At 26.9% G+C, this 24,325-nt stretch carries 25 protein-coding genes and 1 pseudogene; 5 read left to right on the forward strand and 21 right to left on the reverse strand.

Translation table 11 applies throughout. From position 1 onward, the window contains the following. Nucleotides 1-75 precede the first annotated feature (75 nt). On the reverse strand, nucleotides 76-813 hold the full coding sequence (locus AVBRAN12654_RS05305; RefSeq protein WP_336614070.1) for a hypothetical protein: 738 nt from the start codon (nucleotides 811-813) through the stop codon (nucleotides 76-78). 157 nt (nucleotides 814-970) lie between these two features. On the opposite strand from AVBRAN12654_RS05305, the gene tatB reads away from it, so the two are divergent. The 4 genes from tatB to AVBRAN12654_RS05325 are packed head-to-tail and all read left to right on the forward strand — an operon-like array spanning nucleotide 971 to nucleotide 4,329. Continuing rightward, complete coding sequence (tatB, locus tag AVBRAN12654_RS05310) at nucleotides 971-1,414, forward strand: Sec-independent protein translocase protein TatB (protein WP_336614071.1); 444 nt, start codon at nucleotides 971-973, stop codon at nucleotides 1,412-1,414. Then, nucleotides 1,407-2,171: a twin-arginine translocase subunit TatC gene (gene tatC / locus AVBRAN12654_RS05315; protein WP_214118042.1), complete on the forward strand. Its 765-nt coding sequence runs from the start codon at nucleotides 1,407-1,409 to the stop codon at nucleotides 2,169-2,171. Before tatB ends, tatC begins: the two co-directional genes overlap by 8 nt. Further along, entirely contained in the window at nucleotides 2,164-3,177 is a 1,014-nt protein-coding gene (gene queA / locus AVBRAN12654_RS05320; RefSeq protein ID WP_214118039.1) for a tRNA preQ1(34) S-adenosylmethionine ribosyltransferase-isomerase QueA, read from the forward strand. The genes tatC and queA overlap by 8 nt, the downstream gene beginning before the upstream one ends. 9 nt (nucleotides 3,178-3,186) lie before the next feature. Further along, nucleotides 3,187-4,329 (forward strand): hypothetical protein, encoded by a 1,143-nt coding sequence (locus AVBRAN12654_RS05325; RefSeq protein ID WP_336614072.1) that lies wholly within the window; start codon nucleotides 3,187-3,189, stop codon nucleotides 4,327-4,329. 8 nt (nucleotides 4,330-4,337) lie between these two features. Here AVBRAN12654_RS05325 and AVBRAN12654_RS05330 read toward each other — a convergent pair whose 3' ends face one another. From AVBRAN12654_RS05330 to AVBRAN12654_RS05340, 3 genes are read right to left on the reverse strand one after another with little or no spacing between them, the layout of a single operon-like run. After that, entirely contained in the window at nucleotides 4,338-4,877 is a 540-nt protein-coding gene (locus AVBRAN12654_RS05330; RefSeq protein WP_214118035.1) for a DapH/DapD/GlmU-related protein, read from the reverse strand. A 2-nt stretch (nucleotides 4,878-4,879) separates the two neighbouring features. Further along, nucleotides 4,880-5,326 carry a cyclophilin-like fold protein gene (locus AVBRAN12654_RS05335; protein WP_336614073.1) on the reverse strand — a complete coding sequence of 149 codons (447 nt, stop codon included), beginning with the start codon at nucleotides 5,324-5,326 and terminating at the stop codon, nucleotides 4,880-4,882. After that, a complete protein-coding gene (locus AVBRAN12654_RS05340; protein WP_336614074.1) occupies nucleotides 5,292-6,455 on the reverse strand; it encodes an iron-containing alcohol dehydrogenase in 1,164 nt (387 codons plus the stop codon). Before AVBRAN12654_RS05340 ends, AVBRAN12654_RS05335 begins: the two co-directional genes overlap by 35 nt. 111 nt (nucleotides 6,456-6,566) lie before the next feature. Between AVBRAN12654_RS05340 and AVBRAN12654_RS05345 the strand changes: the two genes are divergently transcribed. Beyond that, nucleotides 6,567-7,430 (forward strand): LysR family transcriptional regulator, encoded by an 864-nt coding sequence (locus AVBRAN12654_RS05345; protein WP_336612508.1) that lies wholly within the window; start codon nucleotides 6,567-6,569, stop codon nucleotides 7,428-7,430. Nucleotides 7,431-7,460: 30 nt separating this feature from the next. On the opposite strand, the gene AVBRAN12654_RS09565 is transcribed toward AVBRAN12654_RS05345, so the two are convergent. From AVBRAN12654_RS09565 to AVBRAN12654_RS05425, 17 genes and pseudogenes are all read right to left on the reverse strand, one after another. Continuing rightward, a complete protein-coding gene (locus AVBRAN12654_RS09565; RefSeq protein WP_239803726.1) occupies nucleotides 7,461-7,970 on the reverse strand; it encodes a methyl-accepting chemotaxis protein in 510 nt (169 codons plus the stop codon). Nucleotides 7,971-7,994: 24 nt separating this feature from the next. After that, nucleotides 7,995-8,753: pseudogene (locus tag AVBRAN12654_RS09570) on the reverse strand (PAS domain-containing protein); the annotation flags it as partial. Between the two features lie 142 nt (nucleotides 8,754-8,895). Next, complete coding sequence (locus tag AVBRAN12654_RS05355) at nucleotides 8,896-10,842, reverse strand: HD domain-containing phosphohydrolase (protein ID WP_214118019.1); 1,947 nt, start codon at nucleotides 10,840-10,842, stop codon at nucleotides 8,896-8,898. 1 nt (nucleotide 10,843) lies between these two features. Further along, a complete protein-coding gene (locus AVBRAN12654_RS05360) occupies nucleotides 10,844-11,575 on the reverse strand; it encodes a 3'(2'),5'-bisphosphate nucleotidase CysQ (RefSeq protein WP_214119852.1) in 732 nt (243 codons plus the stop codon). Further along, the gene (locus tag AVBRAN12654_RS05365; RefSeq protein WP_214118015.1) at nucleotides 11,575-12,009 is read right to left on the reverse strand and encodes a DUF2147 domain-containing protein; all 435 of its coding nucleotides are present in this window, start codon (nucleotides 12,007-12,009) and stop codon (nucleotides 11,575-11,577) included. Before AVBRAN12654_RS05365 ends, AVBRAN12654_RS05360 begins: the two co-directional genes overlap by 1 nt. 4 nt (nucleotides 12,010-12,013) lie before the next feature. Continuing rightward, complete coding sequence (gene tsaD, locus AVBRAN12654_RS05370) at nucleotides 12,014-13,024, reverse strand: tRNA (adenosine(37)-N6)-threonylcarbamoyltransferase complex transferase subunit TsaD (protein ID WP_336614075.1); 1,011 nt, start codon at nucleotides 13,022-13,024, stop codon at nucleotides 12,014-12,016. Then, nucleotides 13,021-14,409: a class II fumarate hydratase gene (fumC, locus tag AVBRAN12654_RS05375; protein WP_336609690.1), complete on the reverse strand. Its 1,389-nt coding sequence runs from the start codon at nucleotides 14,407-14,409 to the stop codon at nucleotides 13,021-13,023. Before fumC ends, tsaD begins: the two co-directional genes overlap by 4 nt. An 11-nt stretch (nucleotides 14,410-14,420) precedes the next feature. After that, nucleotides 14,421-15,680 carry an aminoacyl-histidine dipeptidase gene (locus AVBRAN12654_RS05380; protein ID WP_336614076.1) on the reverse strand — a complete coding sequence of 420 codons (1,260 nt, stop codon included), beginning with the start codon at nucleotides 15,678-15,680 and terminating at the stop codon, nucleotides 14,421-14,423. Between the two features lie 154 nt (nucleotides 15,681-15,834). After that, nucleotides 15,835-16,947 carry an NAD(P)/FAD-dependent oxidoreductase gene (locus AVBRAN12654_RS05385; RefSeq protein ID WP_336614077.1) on the reverse strand — a complete coding sequence of 371 codons (1,113 nt, stop codon included), beginning with the start codon at nucleotides 16,945-16,947 and terminating at the stop codon, nucleotides 15,835-15,837. Nucleotides 16,948-16,958: 11 nt separating this feature from the next. Further along, nucleotides 16,959-17,717, reverse strand: a complete 759-nt coding sequence (locus AVBRAN12654_RS05390) for an AMIN domain-containing protein (RefSeq protein WP_336614078.1) — start codon at nucleotides 17,715-17,717, stop codon at nucleotides 16,959-16,961. After that, complete coding sequence (locus AVBRAN12654_RS05395) at nucleotides 17,717-18,967, reverse strand: coproporphyrinogen III oxidase family protein (RefSeq protein WP_336614079.1); 1,251 nt, start codon at nucleotides 18,965-18,967, stop codon at nucleotides 17,717-17,719. The genes AVBRAN12654_RS05390 and AVBRAN12654_RS05395 overlap by 1 nt, the downstream gene beginning before the upstream one ends. 71 nt (nucleotides 18,968-19,038) lie before the next feature. Further along, nucleotides 19,039-20,013: a putative transporter gene (locus tag AVBRAN12654_RS05400; RefSeq protein ID WP_214117998.1), complete on the reverse strand. Its 975-nt coding sequence runs from the start codon at nucleotides 20,011-20,013 to the stop codon at nucleotides 19,039-19,041. Between the two features lie 67 nt (nucleotides 20,014-20,080). Next, nucleotides 20,081-21,892 carry a penicillin-binding protein 2 gene (mrdA, locus tag AVBRAN12654_RS05405; RefSeq protein WP_214117996.1) on the reverse strand — a complete coding sequence of 604 codons (1,812 nt, stop codon included), beginning with the start codon at nucleotides 21,890-21,892 and terminating at the stop codon, nucleotides 20,081-20,083. Nucleotides 21,893-22,343: 451 nt separating this feature from the next. Then, nucleotides 22,344-22,922, reverse strand: coding sequence for a ribosome biogenesis GTP-binding protein YihA/YsxC (gene yihA / locus AVBRAN12654_RS05410; RefSeq protein ID WP_214117994.1), 579 nt, complete (start codon nucleotides 22,920-22,922; stop codon nucleotides 22,344-22,346). Next, nucleotides 22,919-23,371: a lipopolysaccharide transport periplasmic protein LptA gene (gene lptA, locus AVBRAN12654_RS05415; RefSeq protein WP_214119845.1), complete on the reverse strand. Its 453-nt coding sequence runs from the start codon at nucleotides 23,369-23,371 to the stop codon at nucleotides 22,919-22,921. Before lptA ends, yihA begins: the two co-directional genes overlap by 4 nt. Next, the gene (lptC, locus tag AVBRAN12654_RS05420; RefSeq protein WP_214117990.1) at nucleotides 23,356-23,853 is read right to left on the reverse strand and encodes an LPS export ABC transporter periplasmic protein LptC; all 498 of its coding nucleotides are present in this window, start codon (nucleotides 23,851-23,853) and stop codon (nucleotides 23,356-23,358) included. The genes lptA and lptC overlap by 16 nt, the downstream gene beginning before the upstream one ends. Then, complete coding sequence (locus AVBRAN12654_RS05425) at nucleotides 23,847-24,323, reverse strand: KdsC family phosphatase (RefSeq protein ID WP_214117989.1); 477 nt, start codon at nucleotides 24,321-24,323, stop codon at nucleotides 23,847-23,849. The genes lptC and AVBRAN12654_RS05425 overlap by 7 nt, the downstream gene beginning before the upstream one ends. Nucleotides 24,324-24,325 lie beyond the last annotated feature (2 nt).

The following is a 24,325-nucleotide window of genomic DNA, read 5'->3' on the forward strand; positions in this document are numbered from 1 at the left end:
TTTTTAGCTTTAATTCTTATTTATATAAAATATTAATCTTTATTCATTTTAACAATTTTATAAATTTTCTTTATTTTAAACTCTTTTATCATATAAATTCTTGCTATTTTTATACGCCATTAAAATAGCTAATAAATCTCTTTCATCTTTGATATTTTGAATATCAAGTTTGCTTAAAATATCTTCCATACTTTCACGAGTGCTAGAGCCTTTTATTTCTATGGCTTCGTAAGGTTTTTTATCTTCAGTTTTGTCTTTTTTATCTTCAGCTTTTTCATCATTTTTATTTATTGTTGATATTTCATCACTTGGTTTTGTATTTTCACTATTTTGGATACTTTCATGCTCTTTGCCTTGCTTTATCTCATCAATTCTTGCTAGATACCTTTGTTTGAACTCATCTTCGCTAATATTTCTTGCATTAAATAGCTTTGCTATTATTACATCTTGATTCCATTTATAATCTCCTAAGCTATCAGAATGCTCCTTTAAAAAATCTTTTAAATCTTTTTGTACATCTTGGTTTGCTTCGGGACTAAAAGCTCTTTCATAAATTGTATTTGTATACATATCGCCATATAAAGCATCTTTATGTTCAAGTAACATATAAATAACCATACTTTGGATTTTTGCTTCATTGCTATTAGTTGGGTAATTAAAATCCAAGCTATCGTGAGTATCGGGGTAAAACATTTTAATAAAATCATCATATCTTTTTGCATTTTCTTTATTTTCAAGTCTTCCTTGAGCTAATGCTTGATTATTATTTGCCTTTTGTAATGGTAAGTTATAATTATTTGAACTAATTTTCATATTTTACCCCTTTAAAATAATTTAATAATTAGTAAATATATTAATTAAATATAACTAAATATAACTTTAAAAAGATTAAGTAGCAAAACTTAATTTAAACTAACGATTAAAAAAAATTAGATAAATTCAGCAAAAAATTATCTAAAAGAGTTTTATTATGAGTTTTATGGAAATTGTTATTATTTTAATAGTTGCTGTTTTGGTTTTAGGACCTGAAAAACTACCTAGCACTATAGTTGAAATCGCAAAATTATTAAAGGCTGTTAAAAAACAAATTAACGAAGCTAAATCAAGTATAGAAAACGAAATCAATATTAGCGAATTAAAAGATGAAGCTAGAAAATATAAAGAAGAAATCACAAAAGCAAATGATAGTATCAGAAAAAAACTAAGCTTTGAAGAATTTGATGAGATTAAAAATACTTTAAGTGATTTTGAAAAAGACGCACAAAATGCTTTAAATAGCACTATTGATAGTGTAAAAAATACAGAAAACTCAAATCAAAATTCAAATTCTACAGAAGAAAAAAATATAAATACAGAAGAAAAGCAACTTAGCAAAAGAGAACAATTTTTAAAAGAAAAGAGCGAAAATGTTTGAAGAATTAAAACCACATTTAGTTGAACTTAGAAAAAGATTATTTATTAGTGTAGTTGCTTTGATTTTAGCTTTTTTTGTATGTTTTGTATTTTGGAAACCAATACTACATTTTATTTGTGTTCCACTTATGAATGTATTGCCTGAAGGCTCTGAAATTATATTTTATAAACCACAAGAGAATTTCTTCACTGCTATGCAAGTTTCTTTATTTGCAGCATTTCTTGTAGCATTGCCTATAATTTTGTGGCAAGCTTGGAAATTTGTTGAACCAGGTTTATATGAAAATGAAAAAAGATTTGTAGTGCCTTTTGTATTTAGTGCTACTATTATGTTTTTGATTGGTGCGGCGTTTTGCTATTATTTAGTAGTTCCTATTGCTTTTGATTTTTTAATCAATTTTAGCGGTGGAGAGTATAAGGCTATGCCTTCAATTTCTGAATATGTGAGCTTTTTTACAAAATTAGTAATTGCATTTGGACTAGGATATGAATTACCTGTTGCTATATTTTTCTTAGCAAAAATTGGTCTTGTAACTGAAAAAACTCTTATTAGAAATTTCAGAGTTGCTATATTAGTTATTTTTATATTCGCAGCAATTATGACCCCGCCTGATGTATTTTCGCAATTTTTAATGGCAATTCCTTTAATTGGGCTTTATGCTATTTCAATTTATATTGCTAAAGTAGTAAATCCAGCTGACCCTGATATAGATAGCGAAGATGATGAAAAAGAATTATTAGAAGATAAAAATGCTTGATAATTTACTAAGTTCTTATGATTATGATTTGCCAGAAGAATTAATAGCAAAATACCCTGCAAATCCTGCTGATAGTGCAAAACTATTAGTGTATGAAAAAAATAGTGGAAAAATTACTCATAGTGTATTTTATGAATTAGCTAATTTTTTGCCTGAATGTGCTTTGATTTTTAATGATACTAAAGTATTTAAAGCTAGATTTTATGGCAATAAAATTAGTGGTGCAAAATGTGAATTATTTATAAATAAAATTCTAGCAAATGATGAGTTTTTAGTGCAAATTAGGGGTAAAGTTAAAGAAGATGATATTTTAATTTTTCAAGATAATTTAAACGCAAAAATATTAAAGCTAAACGCAGATGGCACCAGAATTGTGAAATTTTGCAAAAACAATGAAGTTTTAAAAACCGATGAAGTTTTAACAATTAGCGAAAAAATCGGACATATTCCACTACCACCATATCTTAAAAGAATGGATAATTTAGATGATGAGATAAATTATCAAAGTGTGTTTGCTAAAAATATTGGAGCTGTTGCAGCACCTACTGCGTCATTGCATTTTACGAATAGAGTTTTAGATAGTCTAAAAGATAAAAAAAGCGCTTATATTACTTTACATGTTGGTGCAGGAACTTTTGCTAGTGTAGAATGTGAAAACATACAAGAACATAAAATGCATAGCGAATACTTCAATCTAAGCGATGAAGCAATAAAATTAATTAATAGTGATATACCTATTTTAGGGGTTGGCACAACTGCTACAAGAACAATAGAGTATTATGCAAGGACAAAAAAAAGTAGTGGTGAATGTGATTTGTTTTTAAACCCATCTAATAGGCCAATTAGACAAAATTATTTATTAACAAATTTTCATTTGCCAAAATCAACTTTAATTATGTTAGTAGCTAGTTTTATAGGTAGGCAAAATACTTTAAAACTTTATGAAGAAGCTATTAAAAATAAATATAAATTTTACTCATACGGCGATGCAATGCTTATTATTTGAAAGGAAAATATGAAAAAATTATTACTAATTTTAATCTCAACCTATCTATTTGCAGATTCTAAAATAGATTTTTCTGATAAAGATACAATACTTTTATTTGTAGTTTTAGGTGGCTTAATAGTTTTATTATTAGCTTATATTTACAAGCTAAAAATGAAATTAAAAACTAAAAAAGTAAAAATGTTTAGTGTTAGCGATGAAGCAGAATTTGAAAGTGAAAGTTTTGAAAAATCATCTTTATATTTTGATTTACAAGAAGTGTTTTTATATTTTTTCAAAACGCTAAATTACGAAGCTAGTGTTAAAAATAATATATTTTTAGTTAGACAAGATATGTTATATCTAAACGATAACAATGAAAAATGTATGCCAAATAGGTATTTTTATGGAGATTATACAAATATTATCAATGCTATTTGGGCTGCTGCTGATTTGATTAATCAAAATGTAGAAAATGAAACCATATTTATTGATATTGGAATTATGAATAATATGCAAAATAGAACTCTTTTATGCGTTGATATTGGAGTTTGTGGGGTTGTTGATGATAAAAAAACTGAACTATTTAAAAGCTTTACTAATCCTAAAAAATTATCTATTTCAGAACAATTACATAAATTTAGTGGATATATGAAAAAAAATGATGGTTCTAGCTATGCCTTTAAGGATACAAATGAAAGAATTAATCACGCAATCTGTCTTAGTATCCCAATACTAATCAATGATAAAGAAAATAATTTACCAGATGTAACTCCAAAAGATAGATTAAGTGTTTTAATAGTTCATAACAATATTGACATATCAAAAACAATCACTGCAAATCTTGAAAGCTATGAAATAAACTGCATTCAAAACCAATCAAGTAATGGTCTTTTAGAAAAAATTGAAGATGGGGTAAATTGCGCTTATAGAGCTGTTTTATTAGACGCAAATCTAATTAATACTTTTAATGAATATGATTTAAATCGTTTAGTAAAAGCACAAGATGAATATTGCTTTAAATTAATTCTTATACTAAATAATCATAAAATAACACCTAATATTGAAAAGATTATTCAAGAAGTAGATTTCCTACCATTACCATATACAATTGATAATATTCGCTCAATTGTAAATATCATAAAAACTCAACAAGAAAAATTATTAAGCTAATTTATTAATTAGCTTAATTTTATAGTTTTAATTAATTTAGCTGGAACCCCTGCTACTATTTGAAATTCTTCAACATCTTTAGTAACCACCGCACCAGCTGCTATTATTGAGCCTTTTTTAATTTTTACTCCGCTAAGTATTGTGGCATTTGAACCAATCCAAACATTATCTTCTATTGTTATTGGCTTTAATACCATATCAGAGCGTTTAAATGGATTGATATCGTGATTTATAGTAGCTAATACTACATTATGCCCTATTAAAACATTATTTCCAATATAAATTCCACCTTGGTCTTGAAATTTACAACCGCTATTTATAAATACATTTTTGCCTACTGAAATATTTTTACCGCAATCCGTATTAAAAGGTGGAAATAAAGTAAAACTTTCATCTACTTCTTTACCAATTAATTGAGAAAATAATTTATTTAATTCTTCTGGTTCATTATAAGTATTGTTAATTTTAAAAGTTATTTTCATAGCTTCTTTAGCTTGTTTAAGCATAAGTTTATGCTCAATAGAATTTGCTTTTACATACTTAATCATAATTAATCCTTATTTTTAACATAAAACCTAGCATTAATTTTGCCATTACCTAAAAGCTTTTTTAACTCATCTTTACTAATGCCATAAATTGTTCCTAATTTAGTAAAACTCCAAGAATTATTATCATAATAAATTACTATATTATTAGCATTATATAAAATCACATCAAGTGCTTTAGCTTGAAAATATTTATCATTAGTAGGAAGATTTTTATCAATTCTTCCTACCTTTTCAAACCCACCATAATCATTCATCAAGATATTTAAATCAGACTTTTGTAATACTTCATAAAGAGCAGTTGATGATGAATTGCTTTCTAATTTTATTCTTAATTCTTGATTATTTATTTCAACATATATTTCATCATTGCTAAATCCATTTAACACACAAAAAGCTCCTAAACCAATAAAAATGCTAAAAACTTTTCTTAAGTATATGAATAATTTCATCTTTATTAAGCTCCTTATAACCACCATTTAAGATGAATACATTATTAGCAATATCTTCAATCAAGCTTTCATCTACTAATAAATCTTTTATATTCATACAAAGATCTAGCTCACTCATCCAATCTCTCATAGCAAATAGTCCTAATTTAGCTATTTCTTCATCGCTTTTATTGTCTTTTATATCCCAGACATTAATAGCAAACCTTTTAAATTTCTCAATATTATAAGGCATTATATATTCATAATACGCCAAACTAATAGCACTTAAAGTAGCTCCGTGCGTTGCATTGGTAAAGCCACCAATTGCCTGACCTATCATATGAACCATCCAATCTCCATTTTTACCACAATGAAGCATAGTATTTAATGCTAGAGTACTTGCCCACATAATATCGCTTCTAGCCTTATAATCATTAGGATTTTTGTTTGCAATTTTGCTTGATGAGATTATTGAACGCATAAGCCCTTCTGCTAAATAATCGCTCACATTATCATCTTCTTTTGAAAAATATTGCTCTAAAATATGATTAAACGCATCATAAATTCCATTTATCATTTGATATTTGCTAAGACTTAAAGTGTATTTAGGATTTAATATAGAAAACTTAGGAAATACTCTTTTATCATTAAAAACTTTTCCTATTTTTTGATGAGTTTTTTCATTTGTAATTACGCTACCACCATTCATTTCAGAGCCTGTCCCACACATTGTTAAAATACAACCTAACGAAACTACATCACAAGTTGGCTCAAGTTGATTTATAAAATACCTATCCCAATAATCATCGCTTGAGTTTATACTAACTGCTAAAGCTTTTGTATAATCACAAACAGAACCACCACCTAAAGCTAATAAAAAATCAGCTTTATGTTCTCTTGCTATCTTTACACCTGAGTTTAATTTTTCTAAAGTAGGATTTGGCATAACACCATCAATATATGCTACATTTTTGCCTAATTTATCTAGTATTTTTACAATTTGGTTAAAAATACCATTTTTATGCACCGAGCCGCAACCATAAACCAAAACAATATTTTTACCATATTTACTTAATTCAAATTCTAAAGATTGCTCTACTTCATCAGTAAAATAAATCTTAGTTGGATTGTGAAAAATAAAATTATTCATAAAAAATCTCCTTGTTTTAAAAGTAAAATAATTTTATTTATTTTTAGTAGAAATATCAAATACTTATAATATATAATTAATTATAAAAATTAATTATTTCTAAGGAATATTATGGAAATTAGAGTTTTAAAATATTTTATAGAATCTGCAAAATTGCAAAACATAACTAAAGCAGCTAATAAATTAAATCTTTCTCAACCAAATCTATCAAGACAATTAAAAGATTTAGAAGTAAAATTAGGGCAAAAACTTTTTATTAGGACAAATTATAAAATCATTCTCACAAAAGAAGGAGAAATGCTTTATAAAAGAGCTTGTGATATTTTAGATTTAGTTGATAAAACCGAGCAAGAATTTAAAAATTTAAAAGATTTTAATGGTGGAGATGTTTATATAGGCTGTGCTGAATCAATTGGAATAGTCAAAATAGCAAGAACTGCTAAAAAGCTACAAAATAAAAATATTAAGTTTCATATATTTAGTGGAAACTATGAAAATGTGGTAAATAAATTACAAAATTCTTTAATAGATTTTGCCGTTGTAGTTCAAGAATTTGATATTAGCAATTTTAGTTATTTAGATTTAAATCATAGTGATACTTGGGGGATTATTATGAAAAATACTTCAAAATACGCTAAGCAAAAAGATATAAGCATAAATGATTTATTTCAAATGCCACTTATAGTATCAAGACAAGGTTTTACGCAAGAAATGCCAAATGTTTTAAGACAAAATCAAGATAAGCTAAATATAGTAGCTACTTATGATTTATTATACAATGCTGCAATTTTTGTTAAAGAAGATATTGGATACGCTTTATCTCTTGATAAATTAATTAACACTAATGATGATTTATGTTTTAAGCCTATAAACCCATTAATTACTTCTAATTTAAGATTAATTTGGATTGATGATAAATTAAGTGATGTTGCGAGAATTTTTTTAAAAGAATTGCAAAAAGACTTAAAAAACTAATTTGAAATTCCTAAGAATTTCAAATTATATTTATTTATTTTCTTCCATAGCTCTTGCTACTTCTTCTGAACTTTGTTTGATTTTATTCATACATTCATTTGCAGTATTTGCTAACACAACACTATCATTTACTTGAGCTATGCTTTTATTTATACTCTCAACAACATTAGCACTAACATTTCTAATAGAATTAATTGTTAAAGTAATTTCATTAATTGATGTTGCAGTCCTTTCAGCAAGTTTTCTAACCTCATCAGCAACCACAGCAAAACCACGACCATGCTCGCCAGCACGAGCAGCTTCAATAGCAGCATTTAATGCTAATAAATTAGTTTGCTCTGCAATATCTTTAATAGTTTGAATAACAGATACAATCTCATCTGATTGAGTATTTAACGAATTAACCAATTCACTACTTTCATTCATAATTTCTGCTATTTCTTGGACATTTTGCACGGTTTTAGCAATAACTTTACTACCTTCATTTGTGCTTTCATCATTTTTTTGTGCTAACTCGCTTACGATTTTATTTTTATTCAAATCTCTTATTACTTGCTCGCTAACATCGCTTGCGAATTTAATTACCTTATAAACCTTACCTTCGGCATTATAAACAGGATTATAACTTGCTTCTAAATATACAGGATTATTATCTTTTGTATATCTTATAAATTGACCTGATTGAAAATGTCCGCTTCTTAAATCTTCCCAAAATTTTCTATAATCACTACTTTTTACATATTCACTATCACAAAACATAGAATGATGTTTGCCTATAATTTCGCTTTTTCTGTAATTTAATGTATTTAAAAAATTATCATTTGCATCAAGTATTTCCCCGTTTGGAGTGAATTCAATTAAAGCCATAGACTTACTTGCCGCATTAATTGTATTTTTTAAATCCAACAATTCATTTTCGTGTTCTGTAACATCAGCAGCAAACTTAATTACTTTATAAACTTGATTTTGTTCATCTACTATTGGTAAATAATTTGCTTCTAAATAAACTACTTGACCATCTTTTGCAAATCTTTTAAACTGACCACTTTGTGGAATATTTCTTGATAATTCTTGCCAAAAGATTGAATAATCACTTGAATTAACATAATGTTTATCACAAAATATTCTATGATGCTTACCTTTTATCTCTGCTAGTGTATATTTCGTAGCTTTTAAAAAATGCTCATTTGCATCAACAATATTTCCTTTAGTATCAAATTCTATAATCGCCATTTCTTTATAAATAGCTTTTAAAATAGCTTCTTTATCTTTTAACTCGTTAATAATCTTGTCTTGTATTTCTTTATTATTTTTAAAAAACATTAAACTACTCCTAATTTTAAAAAAGGAGCGATTATAGATAATTTTATTTAAAAAAGTATTAATAGTTTAAATTAAAGCAAATAATTAATCCAAATCAATGAAAAATTAATTTGGATTAATCTAAAAAATCAACAAATTACAATCACATTAAATTATCATCAATATATTTATCAACATATTTTTCTTTTATTGCAAATATTTCTTCTTTACAAGCAAAAAATGCTTCAACCACTTTAGGGTCAAATTGAAAACCTGAATTATCACTAATATATTTGCAAACTTCATCAAGTGGCCAAGCTTTTTTATAACATCTATCACTTGCAAGTGCGTCAAAAACATCAGCTAAAGAAACAATTCTTGCATAAATATGAATATCATCACCTTTTTTACCCATTGGATAACCGCCACCTGCATATTTTTCGTGATGCTCGTGAGCGATGATTGCTGCTGCTTCCATAATTTTGCCTTTAAATCTATGCAACATTTCATAGCCTATTTGTGCGTGTTTTTGCATAGTTTTAAATTCTTTTTCATCAAGTCTTCCAGGTTTATTTAAAATAGCATCAGGAATTCCAATTTTACCAATATCGTGAGTTGGAGCACCATAACTAATTAGCGTTACTTCTTCTTCACTTAATCCCATTTGTCTTGCTATGGCTTCGCTTATTTTACCTACTCTTTTTACATGATTTCCAGTTTCTTCACTTTTGCTCTCAACCATTTCAGCTATTGAATAAATTAAATCTTTTTGAGCATTTAAAATATCTTCTTGGAATTTCATTCCTTCATAAATCTTACCTGAATAATCAGCTGCAATTCTTAGATAATCTAAATCATCTTTATCAAAATTATTATTAATATCTGTAAGTTTATTTAAAGCTTGGAATACCCCAATAACTTCATGCTCACTATTTAAAATAGGCATAGCTAAAATTGATTTAGTGCTATATTTTGTTCTCTCATCATTTGAGCTATCAAAATACGGATTGCTTTTTGGATTATTTTCTAAAATAGCTTCTTTTGTCTCAATTGCACGACCTACTATTCCTTTACCAAAAGGAACTCTAATCTCACCTACTCCATCAGCGTGTAAGGTATAATATTCTTTTCTTTCATTATCAATAAACCATACACTACATCTATCAGCTTGAATGTTTTGTTTAACCATTTCGCCTAAGGTATTTAGGTTGGCTTTAGAATCAGAGTTTTTAGAAATTTGAGAAAAGCATTCAAGTATGGTTTCTAGTTTTTGTTCTTGGTCTAAATTATGTCTTTTCAATACATTTATCATATCACTTTGATAATTTGTATTAAATTGCATAAATGAACCATTTTTAATAATCATTCCATAATCTTTTAAGATATTAAATTCTCTTAATTCTTCTTCTATTTTATCTTTAAAGCAATATTTAATGTGGTATACATGGAAAATCACATCATCTCTTACTTGCTCTTGTATTTTTTTTAATAATTTTGGAGTTAAGTGTTTTGAATCTTGTGCTAATTTTTCTAAACTTGAATCAAAACTAACATCAGCAATTACTTGTCTTATATCAGTTCTTTTATTGATTAATTCCACTATATCATCGTGATAATAAGTATCTGAAGTAAAATATATACTATCTTTATCATAGCTTAAAATAAAGCCAAAACTACCTTCAGTATGATAGCTCTTAACTGGCTCTATTGTTATATCATCTATTAATAATTTATCTCCTACATTAATTTCTTTATAAACTATAGCAGGACTTCCATTTGGCAATTTTATCTTTGCAAAATCAGGCCAAATTTTATTGTTAAAAAAATGCTCTTTAAGATTATCTATACTTTCTTTACTAGCATATATACAAATACTATCTTGAAGTTTTAAAAAATAATTATCAACATATAAAGCAATAGCACAAATATGGTCTAAATGAGTGTGAGAAATAAAAACATGCTTTATAAAATTATCATCAGTTGGTTTTGGTAAAAATCCCGCATCAATTACACCATTTAAACTAAATTGAATGCAAGTTAAATTATCACTTAAATATTTGCTAACCGAAGAACCTTCAAAAACTATTCTATGTGTGTTAAAAATATTCATATTAATCCTTATTAAATACACTTGAAAACGCTATAAAAGGTTTGCAAGAAAAATTGGGCGTATTATAATTCAATTTTTGTTTATCAAGCCCTAACATTAATCCACCACTTTGATTTATTAAAAAATCCCCAGCAGCTAAATCCCAAGAATTGAGCCTTTCGTATCTTAAATATACATCAGCATCACCTTCTAATAAAGCACAAAACTTTAATGCAGAGCCTATATTTAATGCCGAGTATCCGTAGCTAAATGGAATTTTACTATTATTTATATCTTGTTCTTTTCTTAAAGATACTAAAGCTTTATTTGATTCTTTTTTAACTTTATTTAGGATTTCTTGATTTTTATAAACTGGCATATTTTTAGCTGAATAATACAAATTCTTATTGCAAACATCATAAATTACACCTAAAATTGGTCTTGTATTTTCAATCAAGCTAATACAAACGCAAAAATTTTTTCTATTTTTTAAATAGTTATTAGTTCCATCAAGTGGGTCAATTAGCCAAAATAAAGTTTTTTTTCTTTTTTCATAATCTAAAATCTGTTCTTCAGAACATATATTAATTTTACTTTTTCCTAAAATATCAAATATGATTTCATTAGCTTTTAAATCAGCTGAACTAACTAAAGTTCCATCTGGTTTTGTATTAATTAAAGGGTGTTTTATATCAATTATTTCATCTCCAGCAATTCTTGCTGCTCTTTTAGCAAGAGTTAATAACTCTTGCATTATTTTTCCTTAATCCAAGTCTGACTTCTTCCTATTAAAGAAAATCCAACATATCCTCTTAAAATTAATTTATCATCTTTAAAAGTTGCATTTGCTCTATATAATTTACCACTTTCTGGGTCAATTATGTAACCACTTTTATAAGAATTTTCACCATCTTTTTTTAATTTATAAAGCAATGGCGCACCTACTATTTTCATCTTTCTAGCATCTTCTGCATAAGTAAAATAATCATAAGTTTTTTCACAAGATTTACAAAGTTCATCATCGCCATATTCAAACAATTTAACAACTTTGCCAAATAATTCATTATTTTCTTCATAAATATGCCATCTAGCAGTTTTTTTACCATTTTCATCAATACTTATATAATTACCATAATCCTTAGCTAATAAACTACCTAATAATCCTAAACATAAAAATATTTTTTTCATTAAATTAAAGCCTTTTAAAATTTTTTGATTTTGGGTTTATTATATCATCACTTATATTTACAAAATCTTTATTTTTGTATGCAATAACCCCTGCTCTTGCTATCATTAAAGCATTATCAGAACAATATTTAAGCGGAGCTAATAATAATTGCATATTATTTTTTTTACAAATTTCATCTAATTTAGACCTAAGCAATAAATTAGCACTTGCACCACCAACTACGCCTAATGCTTTATAATTTTTATTATGCAAAACTATGTTTAATTTATTAATTATATGCTTACAAGCAATTCTTTGAAATGCTGCTGCTATATTTGCTTTTTGAGTATCTAAAGTATTATTTGCTATACAATCATTAATAGCTAATCTAACTTGATTTTTAATACCCGAAAATGAATACTCAAGCCTACTTTTACTTGGGATTGGTAAAGAAAACTCATAAGTATTATTACTTTCATTTTTTGCTAATTCTTCAATAAATACCCCACCAGGATAACCAAGTCCTAGCATTTTTGCAACTTTATCAAAACTTTCTCCAAAACTATCATCGCTTGTAGTTGCTATTAAATTTATATCATATTCTTTAGTAATCTCAAGTATCATAGTATGACCGCCACTTACAAGCAAAACTAAAAAATCATTCATTATTTCTTTATCTAAAAATAAAGAACAAATATGACCTTTTAAATGATTTATCGCAATTAATGGTATATTTAAAGCCACACTTAAAGCCTTAGCCATTGCAACTCCACTTTGAAGAGATACTGATAATCCTGGCTCATTAGTAACTGCAATTGCTTTTAATTCGTTTAAAAAAGGCTTAGTTTTAGCTAATATTTTAGGTAAAGCTTCAGTATGTAGCCTTGATGCAAGTTCTGGCACAACTCCACCAAATTCATTATGCTCATCTTGAGATATTTTTTCATAAAATAAACATTCATAAGTATTTACATTAATAGCTGCGATGCTTGAATCATCGCAGCTACTTTCTATTGCTAAAAGTAATTCTCTCATTTTGGCTTAATCATATTTGCAGGAACTACAAATTTATCAAAATCTTCTTCACTAACTAAACCTAATTCTAAGCAAGATTCTTTTAGGCTAATTCCTTTTTTGTGAGCATTTTTTGCAACTTTTGCTGCATTTTCATAGCCAATATGTGGATTTAGTGCAGTTACTAGCATTAAAGAATTATTTAAATTATGAGTAATTTTATCAATATTTGGAGTAATTCCTATAGCACAATTATCATTAAAGCTAATCATACCATCAGCTAATAATCTTAAACTTTGTAAGAAATTATAAATAATCACAGGCTTAAATACATTTAGCTCAAAATTACCTTGAGAAGCTGCAAAACCAATTGCCGCATCATTTCCCATTACTTGAACGCTAAGCATTGTTAAAGCTTCACTTTGAGTAGGATTTACTTTACCTGGCATAATTGAGCTACCTGGCTCATTTTCAGGAATACTAAGCTCTCCTAAACCACATCTAGGACCACTTGCAAGCCATCTAATATCGTTTGCTATTTTCATTAAATTTGCTGCAAGAGCCTTAAATGCTCCGTGTAAAAATACTAAAGCATCGTGACTTGTAAGTCCGTGGAATTTGTTTGGGCTACTTATAAATTTAGTGCCTAAAAGTTCGCTTAATTTTGCTGATACTTTTTCACTAAGTTCTGGATGAGCATTAATTCCAGTTCCAACAGCTGTTCCGCCAATTGTTAGCTCTCTTACATCTTCAAGTGCTTTTAAAATATGTCTTTTTGAGCTTTGCAACATATATACATATCCACTAAATTCTTGACCTAAAGTAAGTGGGGTTGCATCTTGCAAGTGGGTTCTTCCGATTTTAATTATATTTTCAAATTCTTTTGCTTTTTTATCTAGTGTTTTTTCTAGAATTTCTAATGCAGGAATTAAAGTCCTTTCAGTTTCTAAAACTGCAACTATATGCATTGCAGTTGGGAATGTATCATTTGAACTTTGGCTCATATTTACATGGTCATTTGGATGGACTATTTTTTCTTTAGTAAAATCCATTCCACTAAGTTTAGTAGCAAGATTTGCTATAACTTCATTTAGGTTCATATTTGTTTGTGTTCCTGAACCTGTTTGCCATATAGCAAGTGGGAATTCATCATTATGTTTATTAGCTAAAATCTCATCACAAGCTTTAACGATTGCATCTTTTTTTACATTGTCTAATTTGCCTAAATCATTATTTACTAAAGCTAAAGACTTCTTAAGATGCGCAAAAGCGTGGATTAATTCTACAGGCATTTTTTCTGTGCCGATTTTGAAATTCTCTAAACTTCTTTGTGTTTGTGCTGCCCACAATTTATCTGCAGGAACTTTAACTTCACCCATTGTATCGTGTTCTATACGAAAACTCATTTTATCTCCTTTTATTTGTAGTTTTTAATTAAATCAAATGTTGTGTTTTTAATAATATCTATTGTGCTAATCTCACATCTTTCATAAATACTATGTGGGCTTAAGATATTTGGACCTATTGAAGCACATAATAATTCATTTTGCTTAGTTTTTAGCACTCCGCACTCAAGCCCTGCGTGAATACTGCTCATACTAGCTTTTGGGTTATATTTTTGTAAAGAATTAAGCACTGCATAAGTAAAATCATTTGGCACAGGCTCCCAAGGCTCATCTTTAGCAAGTAGTCTTACTTCATAATTATTAAAATGTGCTTTGGTTTTATAAAAGACTTCATCTAAATCTGCTGAATTATCGCTTCTTGCAAATAATTCAAGCTTTAATTCATCATTATTTTGACTAATAATTGCTAGATTTACGCTAGTTTTTACTATATTTAAATCCCTTGAATAAGACCAAACTCCGTGTTTATAACTAGTAATTAGACTTAAAATATCTTCTTGAATTACTTTTTCGCCTTTACTCTCAAGCTTGGTTATTTCAATATTTTCGCTAGATTTAAGTTCAGTGTCGCTATAAAAAATAGCCTTAGCATTTACACTTATACTATTAGTTCTTTCCCCACCACTAAAGCTTACTAATTCAGCATCGTTTTTATATAAAAATAAAGCTAAATCACTAATAGCACTAGGAATGTTTTTAATAATATCAATCCCACTATGACCGCCTTTATAGCCTTTAGTATGAGCTTCATATAAATATTTTTTACTAGGGTTTTTATAATTTAGCTTAATATTTACATTCATCATTAAACTCGCCGCACAACCAATTATTACTCTATCTACACACTCGCTATCAAGATTTAATAAGTGTTGTGAACTAATTTTTAGCTCTAAATTATTTGCACCTATAAGCCCTACTTCTTCATTAGCGGTAAATAAACATTCAAGGTCGCTAAACTCATTCATAGCTTCCATCATAATGGCAATTCCTATACCATTATCAGCACCTAAGGTTGAATTATTTGCCTTAATAAATCCATCACTTTCTATTATATTTATATTAGGTGCATCTCCAACACAAACCATATCATAATGACTTTGCAAGCATATATTAGGATTTCCCTTTTTACATAAAATATTTTCAGCCTTATCAACTAATACTTCAAAACCTTTTGATTTTGCATAATTAATTAAAAAATCTTTTAATTTAACTGCATCAAAACTACAATGCGGAATTGCTGCAATTTGTTTAAAGTTTTCTAAAACTCCCATTCTTTCTCCTTATTTTTAAGCAAACATTAGATTTTAAAGTTTAATAAAGAGTAAGATTTGTGTGTAATTTTGTAATTTATTTTAAAGTGTGTAAATTCGTAATGTTTTTGTAGAATTTAATTCAAATTCTAAAAAGAATTTGAATTAAAAAAATTTATAGACCTTTAAATCCAAATAATTTATATTGCCATTTTAATTCTGTGATTTTTTTAAGAACTTTTGCTAAAAATCCACTAAAATCTTTGCCTTGAATACTTGCAACGGCATATTTTTCACTAAGAGAACAAACACTTCCTTGGTCTTTATAAATAAATGTTTCTTTAAATTCTTCATTATTTAACCTAGCACTTAAACTTCTTGCTAAATAATTACCTTGCTTGCAAGCTATTTGAGCTGTTGGAGCAAATGGTCTATCATTATTCATAATTAAAGAACAATCTCCTAAAATATAGCAATTTGAATAATTTGGCGCTTGTAAAAACTCATTAACTAATATTCTATTATTTTTGTTTTCAAATACACTATTTTTAATAACTTCATTTCCCTTAACGCCAGCTGTAAAGATTATATTTTTTGAATCTATATAAGTATCTTCATTGTTTAAATACAATCTATCCCCAATTTTTTTAATAATTTTATGAGATGTTAAAACTTTTACGCCTAATTTTTCAAGATAATTTCTTGCTATTTTTGCCAAATCTTTATTATACATAGGCAAAATTTCATCCATAGCTTCAACTATGCTAATTTTTGCATCAATTCCTTTGCTTTTGCAAACTTGAGCTATAGAAGCACATAATTCAACACCACTAAATCCAGCTCCACAAATTACAATATTTTTATAAATACTTTCAGATTTTTCTAAATTAGAATAAATAATTTCTTTGGTTTTTAAAGCGTCTTCATAAGTTCCGATTTCATAAGCTTCATCAAGCCCTTCTATACCAAAAGTATTTTTATTAGCACCTAAACCTACATAAATCTCATCAAAATCATAATCAGTATTTTTGCAATATAATTTATTTCCTTCAATTTTAATAGCACTATCTTGAATAATTACAATTTCGCTAGGAATTATATCTTTTAAAGGAATTTTGATATTTTTTTCACTCTCATTTGCTGCAATTTTATGTAATTCTGTAGTTTTATAATGATATGAATTATTATTAATTAGTAAAAATTCAGCCTTTGTTAAATCTTCCTTGCTTAGACTTTTAATTAAAGATAAGTTCGCATATCCAGCACCTAAAAAAATTATTTTTTTCATAACACCCCTTTTTATTGTAATTTAATTAAATATTCTTTAGATTTTTTTTCAATATTATAATTATATATACCATCAAGTTTTATTACAAGACGATAAAAATTTCTATGAACTCCAGTATAAATTTCATCAAAATAATTAGCTTTTATTTCAAATGATTTATTTTTTAAACTTGGATTAATTTTAAAATCCATAACAATTCTATTTGGTTTTTTTAAACTAAATTCCCTAATTAATTCGCTATTTGTTTTAATTGAAATATTTCTTTTGTCTATAACTATTTTAAAATTATTTGATATGTCTAATGATAAAGGTGTATATTCTGTGGTTTTACTAATTTTATTTTCTTGATTTTCTTCTTTCTTAACTTCAGTAATTTTAGTAGTATTTTGCTCCACATTAGAATTGTCATCGTTAGCATTTTCTTGATTTTTTAATGCAAGTTTTATTTTATCAACTTCTTTTAATTCAGTTTTTGCTTCTTCTTTATCTTGGTTTGTAAGCTCTTGGGCGTCAAGTAGCATATAAACCTTATGCCAATCAAGAGCCTCATTAATATCTAATTCAAATTCTTTCAATGTCCCATCTACATTTGTATAAATAAGTTTCATTTTATTTAAAATTCTAGCATCGCTTGGAACACTAAAAGCTGTTTTTTTAAATTCCTTTATCTCTTCAATAGGACTTGGATTATTGATTTTTACAATAGGCACAAATGGATTTTCTCTAGCAAAAAGCATTGAGCTTATTAGTAAAAATAAATATTTTTTCATTATAAATCCTTTCTAAAATAAGCCCTTACTAAATCCATATTTATATAAAATTCTTTCATTAAGGTAAGTGCTAGATATTTACCAAAAAAAGTATTATTAATAATACCATTATTTATGTTAATTGCTCCAATAGTCTGCATTGCTTTTAGTTTTAGCCCTAAGTGTTTTTCTAAATCACAATTATAATTAGAATTAAAATTATTAATATTCAAATTATCCTTAAAAAACTCTGTTAGAAAAATATAATTAATTCTATCTTCAGGACTAAAATCTATGTGAGCTAATTTTTGATTTTTACCAGCTAAAACCTTAGCTTTATAATCATCTAATTTAAAAGCATTTACTAAAAGCTTATTATTTGTAAAAGAAAAAGCCCCGCTACCAGCACCAATGTATTCGTGATGTGTGCTTACATATTCATCATTAAAACTAGTTCTATCCTTAGAAAAACTCCAAGAGTTATTTTGCTCATAATCACTAAAGTATTCGCAAATTATCTTATAAAATTCATATTCATTATCTTGTTTATCTATGCCTAATTTAGCTGCAATTATTTCTTTAGTAAGATTAGATTTCATCAGTGGATATAAAGTAATTTGTGATGGAGCAATATTTTTAGCTAATTCAATATCTTTTATTAGCATTTGTTTTGTTTGTGATGGAAAATTAAAAATCAAATCAATACTAAAAGTTGGCAAAATACCATTAGCTGATTCTAATTTTTTTACTAATTCTTTTTGATTTCCAAACTTTTCTAAACGATTAACTTTTCTTAAAATTTCATCATCAAAACTCTGCACCCCACAACTAAGCCTATCAATAAGCCCTTTAAAGTCTTTTAAAGCTTCAGGCTTTATATGATTTGGGTCACTCTCACAAGAAATCTCTTCAATACTAAATAAATCCTTACATAAACTAAGTGTTTTTATAAGTTCTGCTTCATTGATTAAAGTAGTTCCGCCACCAACATAAAGTGTATTAAAATCGTATCCTAAATCCTTAAATTGCTGTAATTCAATTCTTAAAGTTTTAAAATATTCTTTACATAATTCTTCATCATAAGCAAATTTGTGAAAGCTACAATAAGGACAAAAAGTATGGCAAAACGGAACATGAATATATAACATTACCTTTTTACCATCTTTAGATTTTTCTAAATTAACTTCATTTTTAAAATTAAACTTAGACTTAAGCTCTTTGTTAAGAAAATTGCAAGTATATTTTAAAGCTTGATTTTGTAAAAAATTCATTAATAACCTTTATTAAAAATTAAAAAATGCCATTAGTTTATACAAATAAAATTAATTCAAAATAACATAAATTAAGAATTAATTTTAAAATTAATATGCTCTTCAAATTCTTTTAAACGCTTGTGAATACTTCTTAATTCTGTAATAGTTGTCCAGTTTTTAGTAAGAACACTAAAGCTTGAACGAACACTACTAAAAGCATTATTGATTTGAACTAAAACACCTAGGGCAATTATTCCTAAGAATAAATTTTGCCCTACTATCAAATAAGCAAAAATCACCATAAATTGTTCGTATAAATATAGCCAAACATCAAAATATCCATAGTGCAAAAACAATCTTTTATAATTAAACTTAAGCCCTGTAAAAAGCTCAAACATTTGCTCTGGTAATGCGTGATTGGTTCTATCATTTTCTGCATAAACTAGTTCTTTTCTAAAAGCAGCTTCGGCTTTTTGATTGTTATATTCAAGATTAGGAAGTTTAATTCCAACAAACCAAGATATAATAAGACCACCAACACTTGTTAATAAAGCCCACATAATTAAACCTGATTGAAAATTAAAAATAGGTAAAACCAAATTAGCCCCTAAAGTATATAAAATAGGCAAAAAGGCAATCAAGGTCATAAAAGCCTTTATAATATCAACACCCAAGCTCTCAACGATTTTTGCAAATCTATATATATCTTCTTGAATACGCTGTGATGAGCCTTCTATATAATCATTATTCTTACGCCAAGCCTTAAGATAAGCAAATGTAATAGCTTCTCTCCAAGCAAAAGCAAAATGCCTAGAAAAAAACGCTGTTAATGTAGCTATTAAAATATAAGGTAAAGCTATAAATAAAAAATCACTCAAGCCACTTAAAAACTGCTCGTAAGTGCTATTTTGTGGTGCTGCTTGTAAGAGATTATAAAAATCTTTATACCAATTATTGATTTGCACATTAAGTAAGGTTTGAGAAAAAATTGCAAGTAAAATAAGCAAACTCCCGCCCCAAGACCATAAAAACCATTTTTTAGATAAATAAAATGCTCTAAACATATAAATCCTTGCAAAAAAATAGGCTAATCATAATAATTTATCTTTAATACATTTAGAATTTGAAATATCATTTATGTTTTTTAAATCCCTTTTGATATTGCTCATCAATATAGCCTAATTCTAATAATTTATTAAATATTTTTGCAACAATTGGCCCAGAAGTAGCACCTCCATGCATTCCATGCTCAACTAGAACAACCACGGCATATTTTGGCTCTTCATAAGGTCCATAAGCATTCATCCAAGCGTGGCTTCTTGTATAATATTCCATATTTTCTTCTTTCATACGCTTTTTTTCACTTTGAGAAATCCCTACTACTTGCGCTGTGCCTGTTTTAGCTGCTAATGTGATTTTACTCTCCAATAAAGGTTTATATCCTGTGCCTTTAGGTGTATTTGCTACATCATACATAGCTGCTCTAATATATTTTAAATCTTGTTGTTCGCTTTGAGTAAAAATATCTTTTTTAACAATTTCAACTTTTTCTTTATTTATTTCATCTACAAAATGTGGCTTTATTTCATATCCACTAGCTAATTTTGCTGTATAGACTGCTACTTGCATTGGAGTTGCTAGGAAATTACCTTGCCCTATGCTAGTAATTAAAGTTTCACCTTGATACCAAGGCTGGTTATATCTTGAACTTTTCCATACTTTATTTGGTAATATACCAACACTCTCAAGTGGTAAATCAATATCTGTTTTTCTACCAAATCCAAGCTTATATAAACTTGCACTTATATCAGCTATTCCAACTTTTAAGCTGCCTTTATAAAAATAATCATCACAACTTGACCTAATAGCAGTTCTTAAATCCATAACCCCATGCCCATATACATTATGGCATCTAAATTTTCTACCACCAAAATCAAAAGAACCAGAACAAGTAAAAGTAGTATTAGTATCTATTTTACCACTTTGCAAAAACGATAAGCCTACGCCCATTTTGACAACCGAACCTGGTGGATAACGACCATTTATAATCTTATTTGTAAATGGGTGGTCTAAATCTTGTATCATCATATCCCATTCATTTTGTGAAATTCCAGTAACAAAAGGATTTAAATCATACTCTGGATAAGAACCTGCTGCAATAATTGAGCCATCTTCAATATTTAAAACAACTGCTGAACCACTAATATTTTTAAACAATTCATCTAAGTATTGCTGCATTCTTATATCAATAGTGAGTTTTATATCATTTTCCATAATTGGTTTTTTAAACTCAATTTCTTCTACTTCTTGATTGATGGAATTTACTTTTGTAACTTTTTTACCAGGCGTGCCTTGTAATATATCATCATAATATTTTTCTATGCCTGTTTTTCCAATTTTTTTTGTAACTTTTACAACATCATTATTTACCATATCTTCAGCATTTGCCCTTGCCACATAGCCTATTATATGACTTGCTAAAGAATTAAATGGATATAGTCTTTTAACACTTGGTTTTATTAATATATTATCATCTAAATTCAGCTCAAAATAACAAGGATTTATCTTCTCATACTCTATAAAATCTATAATTTCTATTTCATCTTGATTGTAATAGCTATTTTCTCTTTTATATATTTTAATAATTTTATCAATATCTAAATCACTAAAGCATTTTAGAATTTTATTAGTTGTTACATCTAATAAATTACTACTTAAATGTGGTTTTAAAGATATTGAAAATCCGAGCTGATTAACAGCTAATGGGGTATTATTTCTATCTAATATTATCCCTCTAATAGGCGGAATTAATTCTTCTTTGGTTGAATTCTTTTGTGCTAGTTCTTCATAATAATCATTGCTATAAATACTAAGCCAATATACCCTAGAAAGTAGCATTATAAAAAATGACAATATTACAAAAATTACAAATTTTAATCTCACACAATACCTCTAAACAAAATAATTGATAATAAAGATTCAAGGCATATATAATAAATAAAAATATTGCTTAATTTAAGCACTTCTAGTTCAAATAAATAAGAAAATAATAAATTTAAAAATATATCTATAAAATATACAAATATTATAAAAATAATTATCAAAATATCTCTATTTTTAAGCTTGTAAATCAACTTATCATAAAAATAATAAAAAAATATTAAAAACGCTATTGTAGTGCTAAACAGCACTAATCCGTGGGTTATTTCAATAAGACATAGATATAAAATAATAAGCAAGCTAGTTTTATCAAAACCACTTTTTTTAAAATGTATAATCAAAAATACAAAAAAAACTCCGAGTAAAGGTGGTAAAAAAAATGTAATAGAGCATAGTAATTGGTAAAAAAATAAAACAAATATTGTTATATAATAGCTTAACCCAACTCGTTCTTTCATTTAATAAACTCATATATTTTTTCCTGCAATTTATCTATACCTTTTTTACTAGCACTTGATACATAAATTGCATCTTTATATTTTGATTTTAGTTTTGAAAATTCACTCTGATTTAATTTATCAATTTTTGTAAAAACCTTTATATAAATTTGATTTTCATTCATAAAATCTTGTAAATATTCATAAACACCTTCATCTATATCTAAATCATCGTGTCTTGAGTCTATTAAATGAATAAAGCATTTTATTTCTTTTCTTTTTTGTAAAAATTCATTTAAATTCTTGTTCCAAGCAGCTTTTTTATCCTTAGAAACCCTTGCATATCCAAAACCTGGTAAATCTATTAAAATCAATTTGTTCTTATCCGCAAATGTAACTTCAAAAAAATTAATTAATTGAGTTTTGCCTGGAGTTGAAGATGATTTTGCAAGACCTTTGTGATTTGCTAAAGCATTTATTAAAGAGCTTTTACCTACATTAGAACGACCTAAAAAAGCAATTTCACCTAAATTATATTCTTGTGTTTGAAAATATTTTTCACAAGATATTAAAAATTTTGCACTTACTATATTCATTTTGCTATCTCAAAAATTAATTTAACTGGCTTATTAGCTTTATCACTTTTTACTTTATATGTTCCATCATTTTGGTTTATATAAATATAATCTGCTGATAATTCTTTGTTATTTTCTGTAATTTTAACATTCCCTATAAGCTCATAAGTATTTTTATTTACATCATAAACAATCTTATCTGCTTTACCTTTGAAATTATCTTTATTTAAACTTATAGAAAAACTTGTTACATATTGTGCTTCATAGCTAGCAATTTTATTATCCTTATTTGTTCTTATTGTCAATACTTGACAATTTAAATAATCTTTACCTTGCCTTATACTAACATCTTTGCTAAATACCCCAGTTTGATTATCTTTATTACCTTCAAAAATTTTTGCATTAATCTCAATTTTTTCAGCATATAAACTACATAAAGATAATAATAAAATAACTATTTTTCTATACATAAATCAACCTCTTTTAATAATAAATCTGAAGAATTTAAATTATAACTAAAAGAATTAGCATTAATTAAACTATTATTATAGGTTACTTTAGTTTTACTCAAAGAGCTTAAGATTTTTTCATTTATTGAATAATTTAATACATCGCTTTCAAGCTTAATTAGATTATCTTTATATTTGACATCGCCATTTAATACTATAATATTATTTTCTTTAGTTGCCTTATTACTACTTAAATGCTTTTCTAAATCATTTATACTTAAATCTATCAAATTATCTTGATTATTTATTTTGTAATATTGCTTAGCATAAGCTATTTTTTCAAGCTTATTACTAAGCTCATAACCAATAATATCATTAGCTTCAAGGCTTTTAAAATCAAGTTGATAATTCATCTTATCAATATCATAAGGCTTTTGTATTATTATAAAAAAAAGCATAGATAGCATAGAAACTAAAATAATATTAAAAGTTTTTATTAACACTTAATCCACTGCTTTAATTGATTATTTTCTTTTACAATAATTTCAAGCATTTCATGCACACAACCATATCCACCTTTTGTATTTAAAATTCTTCCAAAAATTTTTGCCCCATCTTTAGGAATAAAAGGTAGCTTAACAGATTTTAAAAGGTCTAAATCGTTATAATAGTCCCCTATTGCAGCAACTTCATCAAAAGTAATATTTAAATCTTTCAGTAGTGTTTTAGCACAACTTAGCTTATCTTTAATACCACAATATACATATTCAATGCCTAAATCTCTTGCCCTATTTAAAACAACTTCAGAACTTCTTCCTGTAATAATTGCAAATTTTATACCCAATTCTTTAGCTTTTAAAATAGCAGCTCCATCTTTTACATTAAATTCTTTAATCAAATCAGCATTAGGAGAATAAATAATTTTACCATCACTTAAACATCCATCAATATCTAAAATAACTAATTTAATCATTC

The sequence above is a fragment of the Campylobacter sp. RM12654 genome, from assembly GCF_020137585.1.
In the GTDB taxonomy this organism is placed as follows: Bacteria; Campylobacterota; Campylobacteria; order Campylobacterales; family Campylobacteraceae; genus Campylobacter_E.

Coding starts and splice junctions, on each gene's coding strand:
- AVBRAN12654_RS05305 (WP_336614070.1), bottom strand. CDS start 813: ATGAAAATTAGTTCAAATAATTATAACTTACCATTACAAAAGGCAAAT.
- tatB (WP_336614071.1), top strand. CDS start 971: ATGAGTTTTATGGAAATTGTTATTATTTTAATAGTTGCTGTTTTGGTT.
- tatC (WP_214118042.1), top strand. CDS start 1,407: ATGTTTGAAGAATTAAAACCACATTTAGTTGAACTTAGAAAAAGATTA.
- queA (WP_214118039.1), top strand. CDS start 2,164: ATGCTTGATAATTTACTAAGTTCTTATGATTATGATTTGCCAGAAGAA.
- AVBRAN12654_RS05325 (WP_336614072.1), top strand. CDS start 3,187: ATGAAAAAATTATTACTAATTTTAATCTCAACCTATCTATTTGCAGAT.
- AVBRAN12654_RS05330 (WP_214118035.1), bottom strand. CDS start 4,877: ATGATTAAGTATGTAAAAGCAAATTCTATTGAGCATAAACTTATGCTT.
- AVBRAN12654_RS05335 (WP_336614073.1), bottom strand. CDS start 5,326: ATGAAATTATTCATATACTTAAGAAAAGTTTTTAGCATTTTTATTGGT.
- AVBRAN12654_RS05340 (WP_336614074.1), bottom strand. CDS start 6,455: ATGAATAATTTTATTTTTCACAATCCAACTAAGATTTATTTTACTGAT.
- AVBRAN12654_RS05345 (WP_336612508.1), top strand. CDS start 6,567: ATGGAAATTAGAGTTTTAAAATATTTTATAGAATCTGCAAAATTGCAA.
- AVBRAN12654_RS05355 (WP_214118019.1), bottom strand. CDS start 10,842: ATGAATATTTTTAACACACATAGAATAGTTTTTGAAGGTTCTTCGGTT.
- AVBRAN12654_RS05360 (WP_214119852.1), bottom strand. CDS start 11,575: ATGCAAGAGTTATTAACTCTTGCTAAAAGAGCAGCAAGAATTGCTGGA.
- AVBRAN12654_RS05365 (WP_214118015.1), bottom strand. CDS start 12,009: ATGAAAAAAATATTTTTATGTTTAGGATTATTAGGTAGTTTATTAGCT.
- tsaD (WP_336614075.1), bottom strand. CDS start 13,024: ATGAGAGAATTACTTTTAGCAATAGAAAGTAGCTGCGATGATTCAAGC.
- fumC (WP_336609690.1), bottom strand. CDS start 14,409: ATGAGTTTTCGTATAGAACACGATACAATGGGTGAAGTTAAAGTTCCT.
- AVBRAN12654_RS05380 (WP_336614076.1), bottom strand. CDS start 15,680: ATGGGAGTTTTAGAAAACTTTAAACAAATTGCAGCAATTCCGCATTGT.
- AVBRAN12654_RS05385 (WP_336614077.1), bottom strand. CDS start 16,947: ATGAAAAAAATAATTTTTTTAGGTGCTGGATATGCGAACTTATCTTTA.
- AVBRAN12654_RS05390 (WP_336614078.1), bottom strand. CDS start 17,717: ATGAAAAAATATTTATTTTTACTAATAAGCTCAATGCTTTTTGCTAGA.
- AVBRAN12654_RS05395 (WP_336614079.1), bottom strand. CDS start 18,967: ATGAATTTTTTACAAAATCAAGCTTTAAAATATACTTGCAATTTTCTT.
- AVBRAN12654_RS05400 (WP_214117998.1), bottom strand. CDS start 20,013: ATGTTTAGAGCATTTTATTTATCTAAAAAATGGTTTTTATGGTCTTGG.
- yihA (WP_214117994.1), bottom strand. CDS start 22,922: ATGAATATAGTAAGTGCAAAATTTTTAATATCTTGTGAAAAATATTTT.
- lptA (WP_214119845.1), bottom strand. CDS start 23,371: ATGTATAGAAAAATAGTTATTTTATTATTATCTTTATGTAGTTTATAT.
- AVBRAN12654_RS05425 (WP_214117989.1), bottom strand. CDS start 24,323: ATGATTAAATTAGTTATTTTAGATATTGATGGATGTTTAAGTGATGGT.